The following is a 21,979-nucleotide window of genomic DNA, read 5'->3' on the forward strand; positions in this document are numbered from 1 at the left end:
TGATTATTTATATTTTTTATCTGGATTTGTTTTGCGACATGTCTCAATAAGAAAGTGCGGTCCTTGTTGATATTATTTCCGCGTTAAGGATGGAGCTTTCATTGTGCTCTCTCATCCGGGAAATTTCTCAACGCTAACCTGGTTGTTTAGCGTGACTATTAAAATACATGGACTAAATAAATTATGAACGCCATCCCCGTTAATGTCGCCGTTGTAGACAAAAAAACGGTTGTCGAAGCGCAGGTGCTTCGCAACGGTAAAAATGGAAAACCAGTAAAAATCAAAGCCATTGCCAATGGGAAATATATCCTTGCTGAAGGTGAGAAGGGTGTTGCACCTGAAAACATCACCGTCAAGCGCGTAGGCAAAAGTCTCTGGGTTATCCTGGAGGATGGCGATCTGGATAAACCCGACCTCATCATTGAGGATTTTTTTGTCTACCCTGGTCAGTTGGTTGGTAAAGCAGAAGATAACGCTTTCCATGAATACATCGCCTCTGATGCGCGTGATGATCACGAAGCTGCAGCGCTTGCTGACGGCGATTATTCGGCGCTGGTGCTTGGTTCAGAATCCGTTCCGGGGCTGGATAATCTGCTGATTGCCGAAAATGGCCTGATTAATCCGATGCTGTTGGGTCTGGGTTTACTTAGCGCGATTGGTGCAGCGGCAGGCATCATTTATCACAATCATAAAAAAGATCACGGTAAGTCAGGTGAGGGTGAAGGCGGGAATCTGCCTGATCCGGTATTCACGCGAGGCGCAACCATTGATGCGGTGACGGATAACGTGGGCGCCATTCAGGGACCGCTAGCCAGCGGCGACTATACCGATGACGCGACGCCAACCCTGAGCGGCACCGGCACTAATCCTGGTAATACTGTTGAGATCTGGGATAACGGTACAAAAATTGGTGAAGCCATTGTCGATCAGGACGGTAACTGGACATTTACGCCAGGCACGCCATTAGCCGAAGGCGACCATAGCTTTACGGTGATTGAACGCGACAGCAAAGGCAACACCAGCCAGCCGTCCGAACCGTTTGAACTCATTATCGATCTTAAAGCGCCGGCGCAGGCTACGCTGGACAGCGTATTCGACGACCACGGTTCCCTCACCGGATTGATTGGCAATGGCGAAGCCACCGATGACAATACGCCGACCCTCTCCGGCAAAGCGGAACCGTACAGTACCGTATCGATCTACGACAACGGTGAAAAAATCGGTGAAGCACTGACCGATGCCAACGGCAACTGGACTTTCACCCCTGCAACGGCACTGGCTGATGGCGAGCATACTTTTACCGTGGTGGCTGCCGATCGTGCCGGTAACATCGGCCTGCCTTCCGCTCCTCACATCATTATTATCGATACGCAAGCGCCGGAAAATCCGGGCATTGGTGAAGTCACTGACAACGTGGGTAGCATCGTCGGACCGGTAGACAACGGCGGCAGTACCGACGACAGCACACCTACCATCGGCGGCGGCGGCACGCCGGGCGACGTGGTAACCATCATTGACGACGGCAAGCCGATTGGCAGCACTGTCGTGGGCGATGACGGCAAATGGGAGTTTACGCCGGAAGAACCTCTGGAAGACGGTGAGCATAACATCGGTATCATTATCACCGATCCGGTTGGCAACGAGTCTGCACCTTCAGATGATTACACCATTATTGTCGATACCCAGGCACCGGATAAGCCACGCATTGTTGCGGTTATCGACAATCAGGGTGAACAGCAGGGTGAACTGCAGCCGGGCGATACGACCGATGATGCGCTCCCGACCATAAAAGGCGAGGCTGAAGCTGGCAGCATTGTTAACCTGTATGACAATGGCGTGCTGATTGGCTCCGCACGTGCAGACGCCGCTGGTAACTGGGAATTTACCCCGAACAAACCGCTCAGCAACGGCGGACACTCTCTCACGGCAGAAGCAACGGACGCAGCGGGTAACGTCAGTGAACCGTCTGACAGCTTTGATTTCACGCTGATCACCGGTGGTGTGCCAAGCGCGCCGGCAATTATTGGTGTGCTTGACGACGTGGGAGATATTCAGGGCAACGTCGCGAAAAACGGTGTCACCGATGACACCCGCCCAACCGTGCATGGCACGGCACAGCCAGGTTACACCGTTTCTGTCTATGACGGTGACGTACTGCTGGGCACCACCACTGCCGATGAAAACGGCCGCTGGCGCTTTACACCGGAAGTGGACCTGGCGGAAGGTGAACATCAGCTATCCGCTACTGCTACCGATGCGGCGGGCAACATTAGTCCGCAGACCGGCGTTTATCCCATCATCATTGATACTACCCCGCCGGAAAATAGCGGTGATAACACCCTGACTGATGATGTCGGCGCGATTCAGGGTCCGATTAACAGTGGTGATACCACAGATGACGCCACACCTACCTTTGACGGTAAAACTGAGCCGGGCGCTGTAGTGATCATCCGTGATAACGGTGAAGAAATTGGCCGCGTTGTCGCGGACAAAGACGGTAACTGGACATTCACCCCGGAACAACCGCTGGCCGAAGGCGATCACAGCTTTACTGCGCAACCGGTAGATAACGCGGGTAACAAAGGCGAAGAAAGTGCGCCAGTCGACTTTATCGTCGATACCTCCGGTGTTGAAGTGACGATTATCAACGTCTATGACGATGTAGGTGAGCCAGGATACGTGCAGAAAGGCGGCGTTACCAACGATGCCACGCCAACCATTAATGGCTCCGCGACGCCAGGTGCGCTGATCCATATTTATGACAATGGTGAGCTGATTGGCTCCGCGCTGGCAAATTACAAAGGCGAGTGGTCATTTACACCAGCGGAGCCGCTGAATGAAGGCGAACACAGCTTTACCGCCACGGCGACGACCGAAGCCAATGGCGTCAGCGCACCGACCGCGCCGTTCGATCTGATCATTGATATCACTGCCCCAGGCAATGACGGCATTGACGAGGTGCAGGATGATGTAGGCAGCGTTCAGGGACCCGTTGAAAGCGGCGGCGTTACCGATGACAGCACACCAACACTCATCGGTGGTGGTACGCCGGGCGATGTGGTGACCATTATTGATAACGGCGAAACCATCGGCAGCACCGTCATCGGTGATGACGGCAAGTGGGAATTCACGCCAGAAACGCCACTCAACGACGGTGAGCACGAGTTTGAAACCGTAATCACCGATCCGGCGGGTAACACCAGCGAACCGTCCGATCCCTACACCGTTATCGTAGATACCACGCCACCCGCGAAACCGGAAATCGGCGATATCATTGACGATATCGGTAACGTAACCGGGCCAATCGAAAACGGCGGATCAACCGACGACACGCAGCCGACCATCGGTGGTGGCGGCACGCCTGGTGACGTAGTGACCATCATTGACAACGGTAATCCTATCGGCAGCACCGTGATAGGTGACGATGGCAAATGGGAATTTACGCCGGAAGAGCCGCTGCAAGACGGCGAGCACAATATTGGCATTATCGTGACAGACCCGGCAGGTAATGACTCCGCACCGTCTGACGATTACACCATCATCGTAGATACGCAGGCGCCAGAAAAACCAGTAATCAAAGAAGTTTATGACAATCAGGGTGATAAGCAGGGCGCGCTCAACCCAGGTGAGGTGACGGATGACGCTCAGCCGACCGTGCGCGGCGAAGCGGAGCCCGGTAGCCTGGTTAACCTGTATGACAATGGTAATCTGGTGGGTTCAGCTGTCACGAATGCTGAAGGTCAATGGGAAATCACCCCAACCCGACCGCTGCTGAACGGCGCGCATTCACTCATTGCGGAAGCGGTCGATGCGGCCGGTAACGTCAGCGAACCATCCGACAACTTTGACTTCATGCTGGATGCCGGCGGCGCACCGACTGCACCGGCCATCACCGGCGTGATGGATGATGTTGGCGATGTGCAGGGCACCATCGAAAAAGGCGGCGTGACCGATGATGTTCGTCCAACCATTAACGGTACCGCACAGCCGGGCAGCGTGATCACTGTGTATGCCGATGGCAAAGCGCTGGGAACCACCCTGACCGATGCGGCAGGCAAATGGTCATTCACGCCGGACAGCGATCTGGTCGAGGGCCTGCGCAATCTGAGTGCCACCGCGACCAACGCGGCCGGTAATATCAGTCCGTCAACTGGCCTCTATCCGATTGTCATCGATACCACCGCGCCAGATGCCAGCAGTGACAACCAGCTGACGGATGATGTCGGAGCGATTCAGGGGCCGATCAACAGCGGTGACACCACGGATGACGCGCAGCCAACCTTCAGCGGTGTAACCGAACCGGGTGCGACCATCATTATCCGTGACAACGGCCAGCCAATTGGCAGCGCTATCGCTGATAAAGACGGCAACTGGCGCTTTACGCCGGACCAGCCACTGGCGGATGGCGATCACAGCTTCACTGCGCAGCCGGTTGATAAAGCGGGTAATAAAGGCACGGAAAGCCAGCCAGTTGATTTCATAGTCGATACCTCTGCGGTGCTGGTGAGCATCAATAACGTCTTTGACGATGCAGGTGCTGTCACGGGTAACCTGACCAGCGGTGCGGTCAGCGATGATACTACGCCAACTCTCAACGGTTCGGCGACGCCAGACGCGCTGATTCACATCTATGACAACGGTACGCTCATCGGTTCGGTAAAAGCCAACTACAAAGGCGAGTGGAGCTTTACGCCAGATGTTGCGCTGGCGGAAGGTGAACATCACTTTACGGCCACCGCGACTAACGCTGCCGGTACCAGCGCTGAGTCGTCAGTTTTTGATCTCACCATCGATTTAACCCCGCCAGCAGTGGGCGGTATTGATACGGTACTGGATGACGTGGGCGCGGTGCAGGGCCCGGTCGACAACGGTGGACTGACTGATGACACCACGCCAACGCTGGTGGGCGAAGGTGAACCGGGCGACGTGGTGACCATTATCGATAACGGTGAAACCATCGGCAGTGCGGTAATCGACGACAGCGGCAAGTGGACCTTCACGCCGGAAACCCCGCTCAACGACGGTGAGCACAAATTTAAAACCGTGATCACCGATCCGGCCGGCAACAGCAGCAAACCGTCGGACCCGTATGTGGTAATTGTCGATACGCAGGCACCAAACAAGCCAGCCATTACCGAAGTGTTTGATGACCAGGGCGATCGCACCGGTGCGCTGAAATCGGGTGATACCACCGACGACAGCATCCCGACCGTGAAAGGCACCGCGGAAGCCAACAGTCTGGTGAAGATTTACGACAACGGTGAACTGATCGGCAGCGTGCGCGCAGATGCGCAGGGCAACTGGCGCTTTGAGCCGGGCAAACCGCTGGTCAACGGTGCGCACTCACTGACCGTGGAGGCTACCGACGCGGCGGGCAACGTCAGCGAGCCATCAGACAAGTTTGACTTCTCGCTGGCAGCCGGCGGTAAGCCAACGGCACCGGCCATCACTGGCGTGACAGATAACGTGGGTGATATTCAGGGTGCAATTCAGAAAGGTGGCCTGACCGACGATGCGCGTCCGACCATCAACGGTACCGCCCAGCCGGGCAGCATCGTTACGCTGTTGGTTGACGGCAAAACCGTGGGCAGCACGCTGGCCGATGCCGCCGGTAACTGGTCATTTACGCCAGACAGCGATCTGGCGGACGGCGTGCGTAACATCACCGCCACCGCCACCAACGCGGCCGGTAATATCAGTCCGGAAACCGGTGTCTATCCGATTGAAATCGACACCTCCGCGCCAGAAGCCAGCAAAGGCAATCAGCTGATTGACGACGTAGGCCTGGTGCAGGGCCCGATTAACAGCGGCGACATCACCGACGATGCGACGCCAACCTTCAGCGGTAAAACCGAGCCGGGCGCCACGGTAATCGTGCGCGACAACGGTAAAGAACTGGGCAGCGCGGTAGCCGATAAAGACGGTAACTGGAGCTTCACGCCGGATCAGCCGCTGGCGGAAGGCGACCACAGCTTTACCGCTCAGCCGGTGGACAAGGCCGGAAACAAAGGACCGGAGAGTGATGCCATCGACTTCACCGTCGACACCTCTAAAGTGGTGATTGCCATCACTCAGGTGATTGACGATGCGGGCAGCATTACCGGTAATCTCTCATCCGGTCAGGTCACGGATGACACCACGCCGACCCTGAAAGGCACCGCAACCGGCAACGCGCTGGTGAAAATTTACGACAATGGCCAGCTGATTGGCAGCACGGTGGCAGCCAAAGACGGCAGCTGGAGCTTTACGCCAGACGTTGCGCTGAGCGAAGGGCCGCACAGCCTGACGGCCACTGCGACTACGCCAGCACATGGCGAGAGTGAGGCCACCGCTGCCTTCGATATCACCATCGATATCACGGCACCGAACAACGCGGGTATTGAGGATGTCCGTGATGACGTGGGTGCGGAACAGGGCACGGTTGATAACGGCGGCGCGACTGACGACACCACGCCAACGCTGATTGGCGGCGGCAAGCCGGGCGACGTGGTAACCATTATTGATAACGGTGAAACCATCGGCAGTGCGGTGATCGACGACAGCGGCAAGTGGACCTTCACGCCGGAAACCCCGCTTAACGACGGTGAGCACAAATTTGAAACCGTGATCACCGATCCGGCCGGCAACAGCAGCAAACCGTCGGATCCGTATGTGGTGATTGTGGATACACAGGCACCGAATAAGCCGGCGATCACGGAAGTGTTCGACGATCAGGGCGATCGCCGTGGCCCAATCGCTGCTGGCGACACCACCGATGATGCTACGCCGACGGTACGCGGTACCGCCGAGGCCAACAGCCTGGTAAAAATCTATGACAATGGCGTGCTGATTGGCTCTGCCCGCACCGACAGCAAAGGAAACTGGAGCTTCGAGCCGCTGTTACCGCTGGCCAACGGCGCCCATGCGCTGACAGTGGAAGCGGTAGATGCCGCCGGCAACGTCAGTGAGCCGTCAGACAAATTTGAGTTTGGCCTGATCAGCGGCGGTGTGCCAAATGCGCCGGCCATTACCAGCGTAATGGATAACGTGGGGGACATTCAGGGCGTCGTGCAGAAGGGAAGTGTCACCGACGATGCGCGACCAACCATTAACGGTACCGCTCAGCCGGGCAGCCTCGTCACGCTGTACGCAGACGGTATTAAGCTGGGCTCAGTGGTGGCAGACGCCAGCGGTAACTGGAGTTATACGCCAGCCAGCGATCTGCCTGACGGCCTGCATAATATCACCGCGACTTCCACCAATGCGGCCGGCAACGTCAGCCCGGAAACCGGCGTCTATCCGATTGAAGTGGACACCACCGCGCCAGGCAACATCATCGATCCGCTGCTGAACGATGATGTCGGCCAGGTACAGGGGCCGATTCGCAGCGGTGATACCACCGACGACGCCACGCCGACCTTTAGCGGTAAAACCGAGCCGGGTGCGACAGTCATCGTGCGCGACAACGGCATCGAGCTGGGCAGTGTGGTCGCCGACAACAGCGGTAACTGGACGTTTACTCCAGGCACGCCGCTGACAGATGGCAAGCACAGCTTCACCGCGCAGCCGATCGATGCCGCCGGCAACAAAGGTCCGATTGGCGGTGCTATTGACTTTACCGTCGACACTTCTGCGGTAGTGGTGGCGCTGACCCGCGTGGAAGACAACGCTGGCAGTGTCAAAGGCGACCTGAGTTCCGGCCAGGCCACCGATGACACCACGCCAACGCTGTACGGCACCGCGACGCCGAACGCACTGGTGAAAATTTATGACAACGGCAAGCTGATTGGTCAGGTAAGCGCTAACGCGCAGGGCCAGTGGAACTTCACGCCGGGCACGCCGCTCAGCGAAGGTCCGCACGCTCTGACCGTGACGGCGACCACGGAAGCACACGGCGAAAGTGAGCCAACCAGCCAGTTCGATCTGCTGATTGATATTACTGCACCGAATAAAGGCGTGATTGACTCCGTCAGCGATGACGTCGGCACCCTTCAGGGGCCAATTGGCAAAGGCGGTTACACCGATGACACCACGCCAACCCTGGCCGGTCGCGGTACGCCAGGTGATAAAGTCACCATCATTGATAACGGTACGCCGATTGGTGAAGCCACCGTTGGCAACGACGGGCGCTGGAGCTTTACCCCGACCACACCACTCAATGACGGCACGCACAACTTTACCGTGGTGATGACCGATCCGGTGGGCAACAGCTCGGCACCGTCTGACGTCTGGCCGGTGATTGTTGATACCCAGGCGCCGAATCCGGTGGTGATCACCAGCATCATCGATAACGTTGGCAGCGTGACCGGTGAGATTAAGCGCGACGGCGTGACCGACGATAAACGGCCAACGCTGAATGGTACTGCAGAGGCCAATAGCGTGGTAACAATTTACGTTAGCGGCGTGCTGATGGGCTCGGTGAAGGCTGACGCCAGCGGTAACTGGCAACACACGCTGACGCGCGATCTGGCTGACGGCAGGCACGAGATCATCGCCACCGCCACCGACGCGGCCGGTAACATCAGCGCGCCGACGCCAGTGTGGTCGATCACCGTCGATACCGTGGCACCGAACCTGCCGTCGATTGTTCGCGTCTACGATGACGCCGGCAGCCTCACCGGTGATGTGCTGAACAACGGCATAACCGATGACAAACGTCCGACCATCAGCGGCACCGCCGAGGCCAACAGCACCGTTACCGTATACATTGACGGTACGCCTGCCGGTACGGCGCGCACCGATGCCAGCGGCAACTGGAGCTTTACCCCGGACAGCGATCTGGCGGACGGTCTGCACCGCATTACTGCCACCGCCACCGATGCCGCCGGTAACACCAGCGGCCAGACGCCGACATGGAACATTACCGTGGATACCGTAGCGCCGAACGCACCGGTAATAGTCACCATTGAAGATGATGTCGGCAGCATTAAGGGCAATATCGATAAAAATGGCGTTACCGACGACAAGCGGCCAACCATCAACGGCACCGCCGAGGCTAACAGCCTGGTGACGGTATACATTGATGGCATCGCCATGGGGAGCACCCGCGCCAACGCCAGCGGCAACTGGAGTTTTGTCCCGCTCAGCGATCTGTCTGACGGACTGCACCACATCAGCGCCAAAGCCAGCGATGCCGCTGGCAACAGCAGCGGTGAGGCTGTGGCGTGGGACATCACCGTCGATACGGTCATCAGCACGCCGACCATCGATACGGTGTATGACAACGCCGGCAGCAAAACCGGTAATGTGGCTAACGGCGGTAAAACCGATGACACCACGCCGACACTGTCGGGCAAGGCGGAAGCGGGCAGTGTGGTGACCATTTATGATGGCACCACCAAACTGGGCTCAGTGACGGCGGGGGCGGATGGTAAATGGGTGTTTACGCCGTCGCCAGCGCTGAGCAATGGTGATCATTATTTTAATGCTCAGGCAAGCGATAGAGCAGGGAATATAAGTTCCAAATCCAGTAATTGGATGGTTAATATTATGCCTGACATCAATTCTGGTAGAGAGGATTATCAAAGTCGAAATGATACGCCTTTTTATAATGGTCAGGATTATAAAATCGGTGTTATTAATTATCACGTCTATAGCATTGGCAATGCGACAGGTACTCCAGGAATATACCACTACGGTACAAATAAATTCTTGCTTATTGGTGAAGGAGGGAAGGTTAAGATTGATGTAGGCCCAACTGATAAGTTCGGCCTGTCGGGGTCAGTATTTAATGGCGGAGGATACACCCTGGATTTCTATAATCTTGAAGGTCAGCTATTAGGATCACGGACTGTTAAAGGTCAAAGTTCAACTACATATCCCGATAGCGACTACACTTGGCGTGATGCTTCTCTTAATGCACCAGATGGAGAATTAATTGGTCATGTTATATTAACTGTTAATGATCCTTATGGCCTGCAAATTGACAACTTATGGTGGGGGAATGGCACAAATACTAATTCAGTAAATAGCTTGAATAATACTGATGAGTTCTTAGTGGATAGCTCTATTCTGAGTGAAGATGCCGTTTCGATAATTGAAGATATCAGCTTTTCTCAATCAGGAGATGGCGATGTTTTCGATATGAATATCCTGGCTGAAATTGAAAAGCAGAGCATTGGTAATTGTATTGTTGAAATTTTAAATCAGAATGATTTAGGCTATGAGTTTGAAAATGTAATTATCAAAGGAGATGATTCACATATTATTAAGCTTTCTGATCTTCTTAAAGACGGCACCGATATCGGTGACTGGTCGCAGGTTGCCGGCACGATTACTCAGGGCGGTCAGGTTTACGATGTTTATCGACACAGCGGAGTGGAAGGCGAATTGCTGGTGCAGCAGGGGGTAAAAGTCGAACTGGATAATCATTAATCAGCCGTGGCTTGTTTAACCTGTTAACCATCAATATTAATCGGGTGCCCGTTTGGGCACCCGTGGAGGAGTTATGAAAACTTTCAGCCTTACCCTGCTGGCCGCACTGCTGGCCGGTTCCGCCACTTTTAGTCATAGCGCGCTGGCAGCAAAACCGTTCGGCGAACTGTATCAGCCGGTGAGCGGCGTGCCGGCATCCCAGACCCAGGTGGTGTACTACCGCACCCTTGCCCAGACGGGCAAAGACGCGGCGCACGTGTATGTCGACGGCGAATTCCAGACCGCGCTGCTGCCGGGTGGCTTCAGTGTTTTTTGCCTCAAACCGGGCAGCCACTCGCTGGATAACTACATGAAAGACGCGCCGCGTTACAGCGGTAAGCGCGCCCAGGCGTGGCGCGACAACTTTGCCGGCGGCACCACCTACTTTGTGCGCCTCGGCAACGTCACCACTGGCCAGCCGCAGGTGGTCAGCCGCCAGCAGGCCGAGCGGGAACTCAACGGGGCGCAGCAGCAGATTCACGCACTGTCGCGTGCATCATCGGTCGTGAAGTGTGACAACCTCGCGCCGCGCAGCTACAAAGACTACGTGCTGGCCGGTGACGTGCTGTTCAATTTTGGTAAATCGTCCATCGGCGATATCTCCGCCGCTGGCCGGCGCGCGGTCGGTGCGCTGATTGCCGAGCTGCAGCGCGATCGCGCCGAGCTGAAAAGCCTTGAAGTGATTGGTCACACCGACCCGATTGGTAACGCCAGCGCCAACCGCCAGCTCGGCCAGCAGCGCGCTGCTACGGTACGCCAGATGCTGATTGACGGCGGCCTGCCGGCCACGGTGATCCGTGCCAGCAGCGCGGGCAGCAGTGAACCGGTGGTGGAGTATTGTGAAGGATCGCGCGCCGCGCAGATTGCCTGTAACGCGCCGAATCGCCGGGTAGTCGTACGGGTGGCGCTGAACCAACAGCCGTAAGCGTCACTCATTTCCCTAAGCCATGTTGGAGTTGTTCTGTTATTGCAGTCTTTTGCCCCTCGGTCCGAGGGGCTTTTTTATCGGTTATTCCTCTTCCTCGTCGCGCAGCGGCACAATCAGCATATCGATATGCACGGTATTGATCAGCTGGCGCGCCGACGACATCAGCTTGCTCCAGAAATCCTGATGATGGCCGCACACCACCAAATCGACATCGTATTTTTTAATCGCGTCCACCAGCACCTGGCCGAGATCGCCGCTGCCGCTCAGGGTTTCGCTAATCGGATAACCGGCATTGGTGGAGAGCTCGCGCAGCGCGGTGTGTGTCTCTTCCGAAATACGCTTCTGCATGTCGCCGAGGTTGACGTCAATCAGCCCGGTGTAGAGATCTGAATAGTTCACATCAACGTGAATCAGCGAGATTTTTGCATCATAAGGACGGGCCAGTGATACCGCTTTATCAACCAGTAACTGGCTTTCCGGGGAAAGGTCTACTGCAATCAGGATGTGTTTATAAGCCATGATAAAACTCCTTTCTCAAGATTCTGGGGCAACCCGAATTTCTGCCGTTCGGCTGGCGTAATCCTTTGCACGTAACGGCGATGAAGCGCCACCAACCACAATGTCAGCCACGCAGGCGAATAATTGTTATATCCCGAGTATAGCCAGAGTGGGTAGCAAATGCTGCAAACCGAAGCCCGGCTGTGAGTCAGATCATGGGTTATCGCTTTTTTCGCTCGCGCTGAACGAAAATCATCGCTGGAAAAAATTTAAACAGATCTCCTACACTGAAAATGAGGGCCACTCCCGTCCGGGTAGCGCGCTCAGGTCCGCATAACAACAATGCAATTCGATTCATCTGTGGCTGGCTTATTTCCCGTGGGGCGTCTGCAGCTTTTCCCCGCTGCAGGTAACGTCATTGCGGCTCCAGCCGGGAGGGGAACATGATCAGCACTATCGCGCTTTTTTGGGCTCTGTGTGTGGTTTGTCTGGTGAATATGGCGCGTTACTTCTCATCGTTGCGCTCACTGCTGGCGGTGCTGCGCGGGTGCGATCCGTTGCTGTATCAGTATGTTGATGGTGCCGGTTTCTTTACGTCCCACGGTCAGCCGAGCAAGCAGGTGCGGCTGGTGCGCTATATCTGGGAGAAACGCTATCGCGATCATCACGACGATGAATTTATTCGTCGCTGCGAGCGGGTGCGCGGTCAGTTTGTTCTGACCAGCGGGCTGTGTTTTCTGGTGGTGGTGAGCCTGATCGCCTTAGCGATTTGGCACTGAGAAGGGGAGCGGGTTCTGTCGCGGCGCGCTATGTTGTATTCGCAACGCACCACGACAAAACCGTGCAACGCTGAAGCGTTAAATCAGCTTCAGCGCAATCCAGTACAGCGAGCCAGACAGCAAAATACACACTGGCAGTGTGAATACCCAGGCCATCGCGATATTTTTGATGGTGCGGCTTTGCAGCCCGCCGCCATCCACCAGCATGGTACCGGCAACCGACGATGACAGAATGTGCGTGGTCGAAACCGGCATCCCGGTGTAGCTGGCGATACCAATCGACACCGCCGCCGTGACCTGGGCCGACATGCCCTGCGCATAAGTCATGCCTTTTTTACCGATCTTCTCGCCGATGGTGGTCGCCACGCGGCGCCAGCCAATCATGGTACCGATGCCGAGCGCCAGCGCGACCGCCACGATAATCCATACCGGCGCATACTCGATGGTGCCGAGCAGATCGCCTTTCAGCTTATTGAGGAAGCGCTTATCGTCGGCGCTGGTCTCCGGCAGCTTAGCGGCTTTGTCCTCGGTATCGGAGATGCACAGCAGCAGACGACGCATCTGACCGCGCTGGTCAGGCGTGAGATCGCTGTAGCTCTGCAGATTACCCAGCAGACCCTGCGCACGGTTAATCGCATCGAGCGCACGGGAGCTATCACAATGGAACTCCTGCGGGCCGCCGAGCGACTCTTCCGGCGTCGGCACTGCCGGTGGCGCCATCTGCACGATGTGCGTCAGCGACTGGCCGTGCTGCTGGTAATATTGCTCCAGATGGTTCACCGCATCGCGCGTACGGGTAATGTCATAACCGGAGGCATTCATATTCACCACAAAGCCCGCCGGCGCGACGCCAATCAGCACCAGCATGATCAGGCCGATGCCTTTCTGACCGTCGTTGGCACCGTGCGAATAGCTCACGCCAATGGCGGAGACAATCAGCGCGATACGCGTCCAGAACGGCGGCTTTTTCTTGCCGTCGATCTTCTCGCGGTCAGCAGGCGTCATGTGGATGCGAGCCCGTTTTTTGGTGCTGCTCCAGTAGCGACGCAGCAGGAAAATCAGGCCACCCGCAATGATCAGACCAACAATCGGCGACAGAATCAGGGAGAGGAAAATATTGATGACTTTCGGCAGATTCAGCGCATCCACCACCGACGTGCCGGTCATCAGCGCATTGGTGAGACCAATACCGATGATAGCGCCGATCAGCGTGTGCGAACTGGACGCCGGTAAGCCGAGATACCAGGTACCGAGGTTCCAGATAATCGCCGCCAGCAGCATGGAGAACACCATGGCGAGCCCATGCGCCGAACCGACATTCAACAGCAAATCGGTTGGCAGCATATGCACGATGGCATAAGCCACGCTCAAACCGCCGAGCAGCACACCTAAGAAGTTGAACACACCGGCCATCACAACCGCCAGTTGCGCCCGCATCGCACGGGTGTAAATGACTGTAGCGACCGCGTTGGCAGTGTCGTGAAAGCCGTTGATTGCTTCGTAAAACAACACAAACAGCAGAGCAAGAACCAATAACAGGCCGGTGCTTAGGTCAAGACCAGCAAACAGATGTAGCATAAACGTTACGCCATTTTGGAGGACATGAACGCGGCGCATTATCTGCGACAACGTGCGCTATGGGAAAGAAAAATATAGCTCTTTTTTGTCTTAAATTTGTCATCCGGCAGGTAATTAATGGCAAAAAGACCGCAAAATGAGCAAGTTACAATATGACACATTTACGGCAATTTTTTGTCGCTGGCGCGAAAAGCCGCAGATCTCTACAATCAGCGCCTTTCAATCAGGTGGGTTAAGGCAGTGGAAAAGTTTGACGTTATCATTATTGGTGCAGGCGCGGCCGGCATGTTCTGCGCGGCGCAGGCCGGGCAATTGGGCCGTCGCGTGCTGCTGCTGGATAACGGCAAGAAGGCAGGGCGCAAAATCCTGATGTCCGGCGGCGGCCGCTGCAACTTCACTAATCTGTACACCGAACCGGCGGCGTATCTGTCGCACAATCCACATTTCTGTAAATCGGCGCTGGCGCGCTACACCCAGTGGGATTTCATCGATCTGGTTAATCGTCATGGCATCGCCTGGCACGAGAAAACTCTTGGCCAGCTGTTCTGCGATGATTCGGCGCAGCAGATTGTTGATCTGCTGCTGAAGGAGTGTGAAGCCGGCCAGGTGACGCTGCGGCTGCGCAGCGAAGTGCTGAGCGTGGCGCGTGACGACGACGGTTACACGCTGCAGCTGAATGGCTCGGCGGTTCGCGCGGAGAAACTGGTGATAGCCAGCGGTGGTCTGTCGATGCCGGGACTGGGGGCAACACCGTTCGGTTATAAGGTGGCGGAACAGTTTGGCCTGCGTGTCCATCCGACGCGCGCCGCGCTGGTACCGTTTACGCTGCATAAGCCGCTGCTGGAGCAGCTGAACACGCTTTCCGGCGTGGCGCTGCCGACCACCATCACCGCCCAGGACGGCACGCTGTTTAAAGAGGCGATGCTGTTTACCCACCGCGGCCTGTCCGGTCCGGCGGTGCTGCAGATCTCCAGCTACTGGCAGCCGGGCGAGTTTGTCACCGTCAACCTGTCGCCGGAGACGCCGCTGGACGATTTTATCGACGTGCAGCGCGCGGCGCATCCCAACCTCAGCCTGAAAAACAGCCTGGCGAAGATCCTGCCGAAGCGGCTGGTGGAGGTGCTGCAGGAGCTGCAGCAGATTCCGGACGTGACGCTGAAGCAGCTTAACAGCAAGCAGCAGAGCGAGCTGGTGACCACGCTCCACCAGTGGCGCGTGCAGCCTAACGGAACCGAAGGCTATCGTACCGCCGAAGTGACGCTGGGCGGCGTGGATACCACGCAGCTGTCGTCAAAGACCATGGAAGCACGTGATGTGCCGGGGCTCTATTTCATCGGCGAAGTGGTGGACGTGACGGGCTGGCTCGGTGGCTACAATTTCCAGTGGGCGTGGAGCTCGGCTTGGGCGTGCGCGCAGGCGGTTTAATTTTTTAATAGTCGAGTGGTTTTTCCCTCACCCTAACCCTCTCCCGCAAGCGGGAGAGGGAACTGACCGGTGCTGGTTGGGGAGAGGGAGCTGGGCGGTGCATGCCTATCACATTTCCACCCGCTGCGCCTTCCCGGTTAACGAATGTGACGCACTGCCTTCCCCGTCCGCAGCGGACCACTCCCTCTCCCGCTTGCGGGAGAGGGAACTGGGCGGTGCATGCCTTTCACATTTCCACCCGCTGCGCCTTCCTGGTTAACTCATGTTATGCACTGCATTCCCCACCCGCAGCGGACCGCTCCCTCTCCCGCTTGCGGGAGAGGGCCGGGGTGAGGGCAAACCCAAACGACTAAGAATCTCCCTCATTTGTCAGACTGCACTGACCGGCGCGTAGGCCTGGTCTCATTAACCTTAAACCTGCCAGTCCTTAAAATAGCCTGAGGCCGGCCGGTCAGCACAGGGGAAGCGCAGGGATGAAAGACGCATACATGGATTGGTTCATTCACCACTTTATTCAGCCGCCGCGCCAGGCGCGCGTGCGTTTGCTGGCTTACACCGGCGGGCCGGTGGCCGCGCATCAGCTGGCGAACAGCCTGCCGCGCTGGCTCAATAACGATGTGCAGCACCTGCGACGCGGCATGATGCGCGAGTACCGGGCGCAGATTAACGGCATGGCGCATTTTCCGGCGCTGGTGACGGATTTCAATGACGCGCGCACGCTGGCGCTGGGGGAACTACAGCCGCAAAGGTGTAAGATAAGGCTGGTGATTAGCCCTGCAGCCGGGAAATTTTTCCTGTTTGACCAGACAGGCGATGTATGGATAGGTTGTATCAACGTCTGATTTGCTTTGGACACGGCCATGGCAGGTGAAATTTAAGCCTGAAAGGATGCTGCTACAACAAAATTGTGTCGCGCTGTTAAAGTTAGCATTTAGTTGTTATCGGATTATTCCCTTTGGGTTAAAAACCGAGCGCTGTTAACGCAAAAAAATTTTATTAACTAAAAATGACGTCATTATGATGTTCTTGATGCGCACGCCAGCATGGCATTAAGCGATGAAAAACCGCTTCTAGCCAGGCAGTTAATTTTGCTGCGACTGATTTCACGTGGGTGAAGTCCCATCTCTCGGGCAATCAAAGACGGCTTCACTCCACGTAACAAAGCGCAAATGACGCGTTTTTCACGTATGAGGGCGTTTTTCCCGATTAACTGTTCTTCAATCGATTCAGGGTTAGCTTGCAGCAGATTATGTATTACCTGATGCAGCGTCGTTAATTTTTCTTTTTTCATTACCACATCACTGAAGTCTGCATCCAGGAGTGTACGACGCATCGCCTTAGCTTCTTCATCCAATAAAATCAACGTGCTGCCTTTGAACCATTCAGGAATGAGAAGTAACTCTGCCAGACCTGCCGCATCACGAGGCAGGTCAGTAATCACTAAATCGGCATAACTAAACATGAGCTCATCTGATATTGCTTCTGGCGCACCCTGTATCGTTTGCACTTCACATCCCGGGAGTGAACAGCAAAGCTCGTGTAAACCCGTCAGTGCAAAATTGCAGCTTAACGCAATAATGATTTTTTTTGGTTTATTATCGTCACCAGCGTTGAACAGAATATCCATTCCCATTTTTATGCTCTTATTTTATGGCGGTTTGTGAAATTTTTTACAGGGTGATTAATTGCGACATGAAGATCATACGATTAATGTTCTTACAAAGATATGGGATTGTTCATCGGTGCCGTGTAGGACGTGGCCTACGTTTTGTTATTTGATTATTATTGATTATTTGTTGAATTTATTAGTCTAATAGTTGGATAGAGAAAGTTTATATTTGGCTACTGACAGGAAATGAATCATGGCGAACTTTATCGTCGTCGACGATCATCCCATGGCGCGTATGGCTGTAACTTTTTTACTTGAAAAAGAAGGGCATACTTTAATTGCTGAAACTGATGATGGTCGCGAAGCACTCCAGCTGGTTGATCAGCATTACCCGGAGATTGTGGTGATGGATATTGATATTCACTCGATAAACGGTATTGAAGTCGTAAAAACTCTGCGCGCCAGGAGTTTTCCGGGTATTATTATTATCGTCTCAGGTAAGAATCAGAGTTTCTATGCAATACAGAGTATTCGCTGTGGCGCAAATGGTTTTATCAGTAAAAAAGACAATTTGCCGGAAATCATCACCGCAATTCGGGCGGCACAAAATGGTTATGGCTACTTTCCGTTAGCCGGTATTAATGCCCCACCGGAACAGAGCAGCACTCATCCCGATATCCGGCTGCTGGAATCGCTCTCGCCGCAGGAATTTCAGGTCTTCACTTATCTGTTGAAGGGGCTGGATAACATGCGCATCGCTAACCGCATGAATCTCAGCAATAAAACGGTTTCAACTTACAAAGGCCGTCTGCTGGAGAAATTGCACTGCAAAAGCCTGCGCGATCTCTTTGCCTTCGCCAATCGTAATCACATGGAGTAGCGATGCTGCGCCTGGTCACCCTGCTTCTGCTGCTGTTGAGCCCGCTGCTGGCCGCCCAGCCGCAGCCCGAGATATTTCAGTTGTTCAGCCGTGAAAAGCTGGCACCGATGCATATTGAGTTGAGCGGTGACGAGTGGCGCTGGCTGCGCATTAAACATGAGCTGCGCATCGCGGTATGGACACCGGAGCTGCCGCCTTACCTGATCTATCAGGAGGCTGCGGGCAGCGGCAACAGCGTGGAAGGCATCTACGCCGATTATCTGCAACTGCTGGCGCGTAATCTTGGCTTGCAGGCGGTGATGGTGCGTTATCCCAGCCAGGCGGCGGCGCAGGCAGCGGTGAAAAGCGGCGCGGCGGACGCACTGTTTAGCTCGCCGGGGCGCGAACTGCACGATGCGGCAGCCTTCAGGATGACAGACAGTTTTCTCATCAATCGTCCGGTGGTGATTGCTACTGAAAAGCAGGCCTCACAGCCAGTGCCCTATGATGCGCCGCTGCGCCTCGCCATGCGCGAAGGCTTTCTGACCGATGCACAAATCAAACAGCATTTCCCTGACGCCACCATCGTGCGTTACCCCTCCAGCCAGGCGGCGCTGGCGGCGGTAGCGAGTGGTGAAGCGGACTATGCACTCGGCAGCCTGCAGGCGGCAGCGTTTCTGATTGAGCGCAGCTATGTCAATCAGCTGGCGCTGGCCGCGATTTTGCCGGAAGACGCGCTGTACGGCAGCCGTCTGGTGGTGAAAGCCGATAATCAGCCGTTGTTGCAAGCACTGAATGCCGCCATCGCCGCCATTCCCGGCGAACAGCATCGGTTGATTTCGCGGCAGTGGACGCAGCGGCCAGACGTCTGGCGACTGCAGGATCCGCTCAGCCTGACGCCGCGCGAGCAGCAGTGGCTGCAGCAGCATACGCAGGTGAAGGTGGCGTTCAATCCGTTCTCTGCACTGCTGGCGCTGCTGGATGAGCAGGGCGAATTTCAGGGGATCAGCGCCGATCTGCTGCATCTGATCCAGCTGCGCACCGGGTTGTTTTTCACCCCGGTGCCGGCGTATTCGTGGCGTGACGGCGTACAGCAGCTGGAGCAGCATCAGGTAGCAATGCTGGCGGCGGTGGCGCAGGATGGCGGCCATCAGGAGGCGGTGCGCTTTACCCGACCTTACCTGAAGGTGCCGCTGGTGCTGCTGGTGCCGGACCAGCCTGATGCGCCGCAGGCGCTCTATCCCGGCATGAAGCTCAGTATCGTCAAAGGCAATCCGGCGCGTCAGGCGCTGCTGGATCGCTTCCCCACGCTGCAGCTGTCTGAAGTGGATAACGCCAGCCTGGCGCTGCAACTGTTGCAGGAGGGCAAGGTTGCCGGGCTGATCGATAACCAGCTGAGCGTGAACACGTTACTGGCGCGCTACGCGCAGCAGCCGCTGAAGATCGTGTCGCGCCTGGCACTGCCGCCGGTGGAGCTGAGCTTTGCCGTCAGCCGCGATCAGCCAGAGCTGCTGAGCATTATTGATAAGGCGCTGGCCGACATTCAGCCGAGCGAAATCTCGCTGATTGCCAGCCGCTGGCAGGGCACACCACAGACCACGCGCACCACCTGGCAGCTGTACCGCGCGCAGTTTTACGCCATCACTCTGCTGACCGCGCTGCTGCTGATCGCCTGTCTGGCGTGGGTTTACTATCGCGGCAAAGAGGTGAAGCATCGCCGTCGCGCAGAAGCTGATCTGCAGGCTGAACTGCGCTTTCGCGATGCGCTGCTGAATGGCCTGCCAACGCCGGTCTACGTGCTGGATCGCAACTGGAACGTGGTCAGTGCTAACGGTGCGTTTCAGCGCTTTTTTGCCGGCGTCGACGCACAGCGCCTGAGTTTTTCGCTTTACGATCAGCGCCATCCGCTGTCGCCGCTCATCAGCAAACTCTATCCGCTGATGAGCCCGGAAGCGGTCAACGATCCGGAGCTGGTGGCGCTGGCGCATAACAGTCTGTGGGGCGATACCGCCCAGGATCTGGAAATTGAGATCGAGAATGGCAGCGAAGCGCGCATGGTGCACCACTGGGCGCAGGAGCAGCGCGATGCGCAGGGCAATATAACCGGGTTGATCTGCGGCTGGCAGGATGTCACCGCCTACGAACTGCTGATGCTGGCGCTGCAGGCGGAGAAAAAGGTGGCGGATGAAGCCAACCGCGCCAAGAGTTCGTTCCTCGCCACCATGAGCCATGAGATCCGCACGCCGATCAGCGCCATCATCGGCCTGCTGGAGCTGGAAGGTCGCAAACAGCGCGACAACGAAGCCATTCAAATCGCCTACGAGTCGGCCAACACGCTGCTGGGGCTGATTGGCGATATCCTCGACATGGCCAAGATTGAGAGCGGCCAGCTGGAGCTGATGCCGGAGTGGGTCAGCACCGAGCAGCTGGTGCTGCCGGTGGTGCGGTTGTTTGACGGCATGGCCAGCGGCAAAAATCTGACGCTGCACTACCACAGTGACACGCCGCCGGGGCTGGAAGTGTTTATCGATGCCGCGCGCTTCCGCCAGGTGATCGCCAATTACATCAATAACGCCATCAAGTTTACCCACGAAGGCGGCGTGGAAGTGCGGGTGATCGGCCATGAGTGGGAAGACGGTTCGCTGGAGCTGGAAATTGAGATCGAAGACAGCGGCGTGGGCATCAGCGCTGCCGATCAGGCCAAACTGTTTCAGCCGTTTGCCCAGACCGAAGAGGGACGCAAGCAGACCGGTACCGGTCTTGGTCTGGTGATTAGCGCCCAGCTGCTGGAGAAGATGCAGGGCACCATGAACCTCAACAGCCAGCCGGGACGTGGCACGCTGATTCAGCTTAACGTAATGATGCCGGCACGCCGGGCGCGCAAGCTGCTGGAGAAAACCCGCGTGGCGCGCAGCCGTGCGCTGCCGCAGCTGAATATTCTGGTGGTCGACGATCATCCAGCCAACCGGCTGCTGCTGCGAAGCCAGCTCAGCGAGCTGGGTCAGCAGATCAGCGAAGCCAGCAGCGGCGAAGAGGCGCTGGCGCTGCTGACGCATCAGGCGTTCGATCTGATTATTACCGACTGCAATATGCCGGGCATGAGCGGCATCGAACTGACGCAGACCCTGCGCCGCAGCGGCAACGCGGTGAAAATTTTTGGCCTGACGGCGAATGCGCAGTCGGACGTGCGCGTGCGCTGTCTGGAAGCGGGCATGAACGCCTGCCTGTTTAAGCCGCTGAAAATTGACAAGCTGGCCGAGCTGCTGAGCAGCAACGAGCCAGCCGCCGAAGTGCCGGCGCTGGATTCGCTGCTGTCGCTCGAATCGCTGCGCGCCATGGTGTATCACGACGATGCGATGGTGGCGAAGATGCTGGAGAAGGTCGGCGAGGAGAGCCGCAACGATATGCAGCAGTGTTGGCGCCATTTTGATGCGCAGGACTGGCCGGCGCTGGCCTCGTCGCTGCATCGGCTGGGCGGATCGGCGCAGATCATTTACGCTGTCGAGATCGATGATCTGTGCGGGCAGATCGAGCGCGCCTGCCAAAGCGCTGAAGATCAGGAGGTCATCCGCGAAGGGCTTCTCCTGCTGGAAGAGAAGCTGGATACGCTGAACCAGTCGGTAGTGCATTATTTACAGGCGTCGTGATGGCGCGGTGCGGTAATTGAAATGCGCGATGAATCGCGCCGCTACGGTTTGTGCGGCTGGACAGTGCAGAAATCGCATCTGCAATAAATCATGATGGCGCGATTTCTCGCGCAGATATCCCTTCCATGTGATGCCGCTGATAACCGCACGGATGGTAGCGGCGCAATTTATTGCGCATTCCGCCGCGGTGCGGTAATTAAATTGCGCGATAAATCGCGCCGCTACGGTTTGTGCGACTGGACAGTGCAGAAATCGCATCCGCAA

General features: G+C 56.4%; 11 protein-coding genes. 7 read left to right on the plus strand and 4 right to left on the minus strand.

Annotated elements, in window-relative coordinates; translation table 11 throughout:
• Positions 1-183 precede the first annotated feature (183 nt).
• Positions 184-10,353, plus strand: a complete 10,170-nt coding sequence (locus tag CBW22_RS09510) for an Ig-like domain-containing protein (protein ID WP_088516532.1) — start codon at positions 184-186, stop codon at positions 10,351-10,353.
• Between the two features lie 73 nt (positions 10,354-10,426).
• On the plus strand, positions 10,427-11,317 hold the full coding sequence (locus CBW22_RS09515; protein ID WP_088516533.1) for an OmpA family protein: 891 nt from the start codon (positions 10,427-10,429) through the stop codon (positions 11,315-11,317).
• Between the two features lie 84 nt (positions 11,318-11,401).
• Here CBW22_RS09515 and uspA read toward each other — a convergent pair whose 3' ends face one another.
• Positions 11,402-11,839, minus strand: a complete 438-nt coding sequence (gene uspA, locus CBW22_RS09520) for a universal stress protein UspA (RefSeq protein WP_021508107.1) — start codon at positions 11,837-11,839, stop codon at positions 11,402-11,404.
• Positions 11,840-12,261: 422 nt separating this feature from the next.
• Here uspA and uspB point away from each other — a divergent pair, with 422 nt between their 5' ends.
• Complete coding sequence (gene uspB / locus CBW22_RS09525; protein WP_010618665.1) at positions 12,262-12,597, plus strand: universal stress protein UspB; 336 nt, start codon at positions 12,262-12,264, stop codon at positions 12,595-12,597.
• Positions 12,598-12,675: 78 nt separating this feature from the next.
• On the opposite strand, the gene pitA is transcribed toward uspB, so the two are convergent.
• Positions 12,676-14,175: an inorganic phosphate transporter PitA gene (pitA, locus tag CBW22_RS09530; protein ID WP_088516534.1), complete on the minus strand. Its 1,500-nt coding sequence runs from the start codon at positions 14,173-14,175 to the stop codon at positions 12,676-12,678.
• A 240-nt stretch (positions 14,176-14,415) separates the two neighbouring features.
• Between pitA and CBW22_RS09535 the strand changes: the two genes are divergently transcribed.
• Positions 14,416-15,600: an NAD(P)/FAD-dependent oxidoreductase gene (locus CBW22_RS09535; RefSeq protein WP_088516535.1), complete on the plus strand. Its 1,185-nt coding sequence runs from the start codon at positions 14,416-14,418 to the stop codon at positions 15,598-15,600.
• A 488-nt stretch (positions 15,601-16,088) separates the two neighbouring features.
• Positions 16,089-16,442 (plus strand): hypothetical protein, encoded by a 354-nt coding sequence (locus CBW22_RS09540; RefSeq protein WP_141097304.1) that lies wholly within the window; start codon positions 16,089-16,091, stop codon positions 16,440-16,442.
• A 173-nt stretch (positions 16,443-16,615) separates the two neighbouring features.
• On the opposite strand, the gene CBW22_RS09545 is transcribed toward CBW22_RS09540, so the two are convergent.
• Positions 16,616-17,233, minus strand: coding sequence for a hypothetical protein (locus tag CBW22_RS09545; RefSeq protein WP_141097305.1), 618 nt, complete (start codon positions 17,231-17,233; stop codon positions 16,616-16,618).
• Between the two features lie 229 nt (positions 17,234-17,462).
• On the opposite strand from CBW22_RS09545, the gene CBW22_RS09550 reads away from it, so the two are divergent.
• Entirely contained in the window at positions 17,463-18,089 is a 627-nt protein-coding gene (locus tag CBW22_RS09550) for a response regulator (RefSeq protein ID WP_088516538.1), read from the plus strand.
• A 2-nt stretch (positions 18,090-18,091) separates the two neighbouring features.
• On the plus strand, positions 18,092-21,715 hold the full coding sequence (locus CBW22_RS09555; RefSeq protein ID WP_088516539.1) for a response regulator: 3,624 nt from the start codon (positions 18,092-18,094) through the stop codon (positions 21,713-21,715).
• Here CBW22_RS09555 and CBW22_RS26010 read toward each other — a convergent pair.
• Complete coding sequence (locus CBW22_RS26010; RefSeq protein WP_141097306.1) at positions 21,701-21,973, minus strand: hypothetical protein; 273 nt, start codon at positions 21,971-21,973, stop codon at positions 21,701-21,703. The genes CBW22_RS09555 and CBW22_RS26010 overlap by 15 nt on opposite strands.
• Positions 21,974-21,979: the final 6 nt, after the last annotated feature.

It is taken from the genome of Pantoea sp. VS1 (genome assembly GCF_002207995.1).
In the GTDB taxonomy this organism is placed as follows: Bacteria; Pseudomonadota; Gammaproteobacteria; order Enterobacterales; family Enterobacteriaceae; genus Pantoea; species Pantoea dispersa.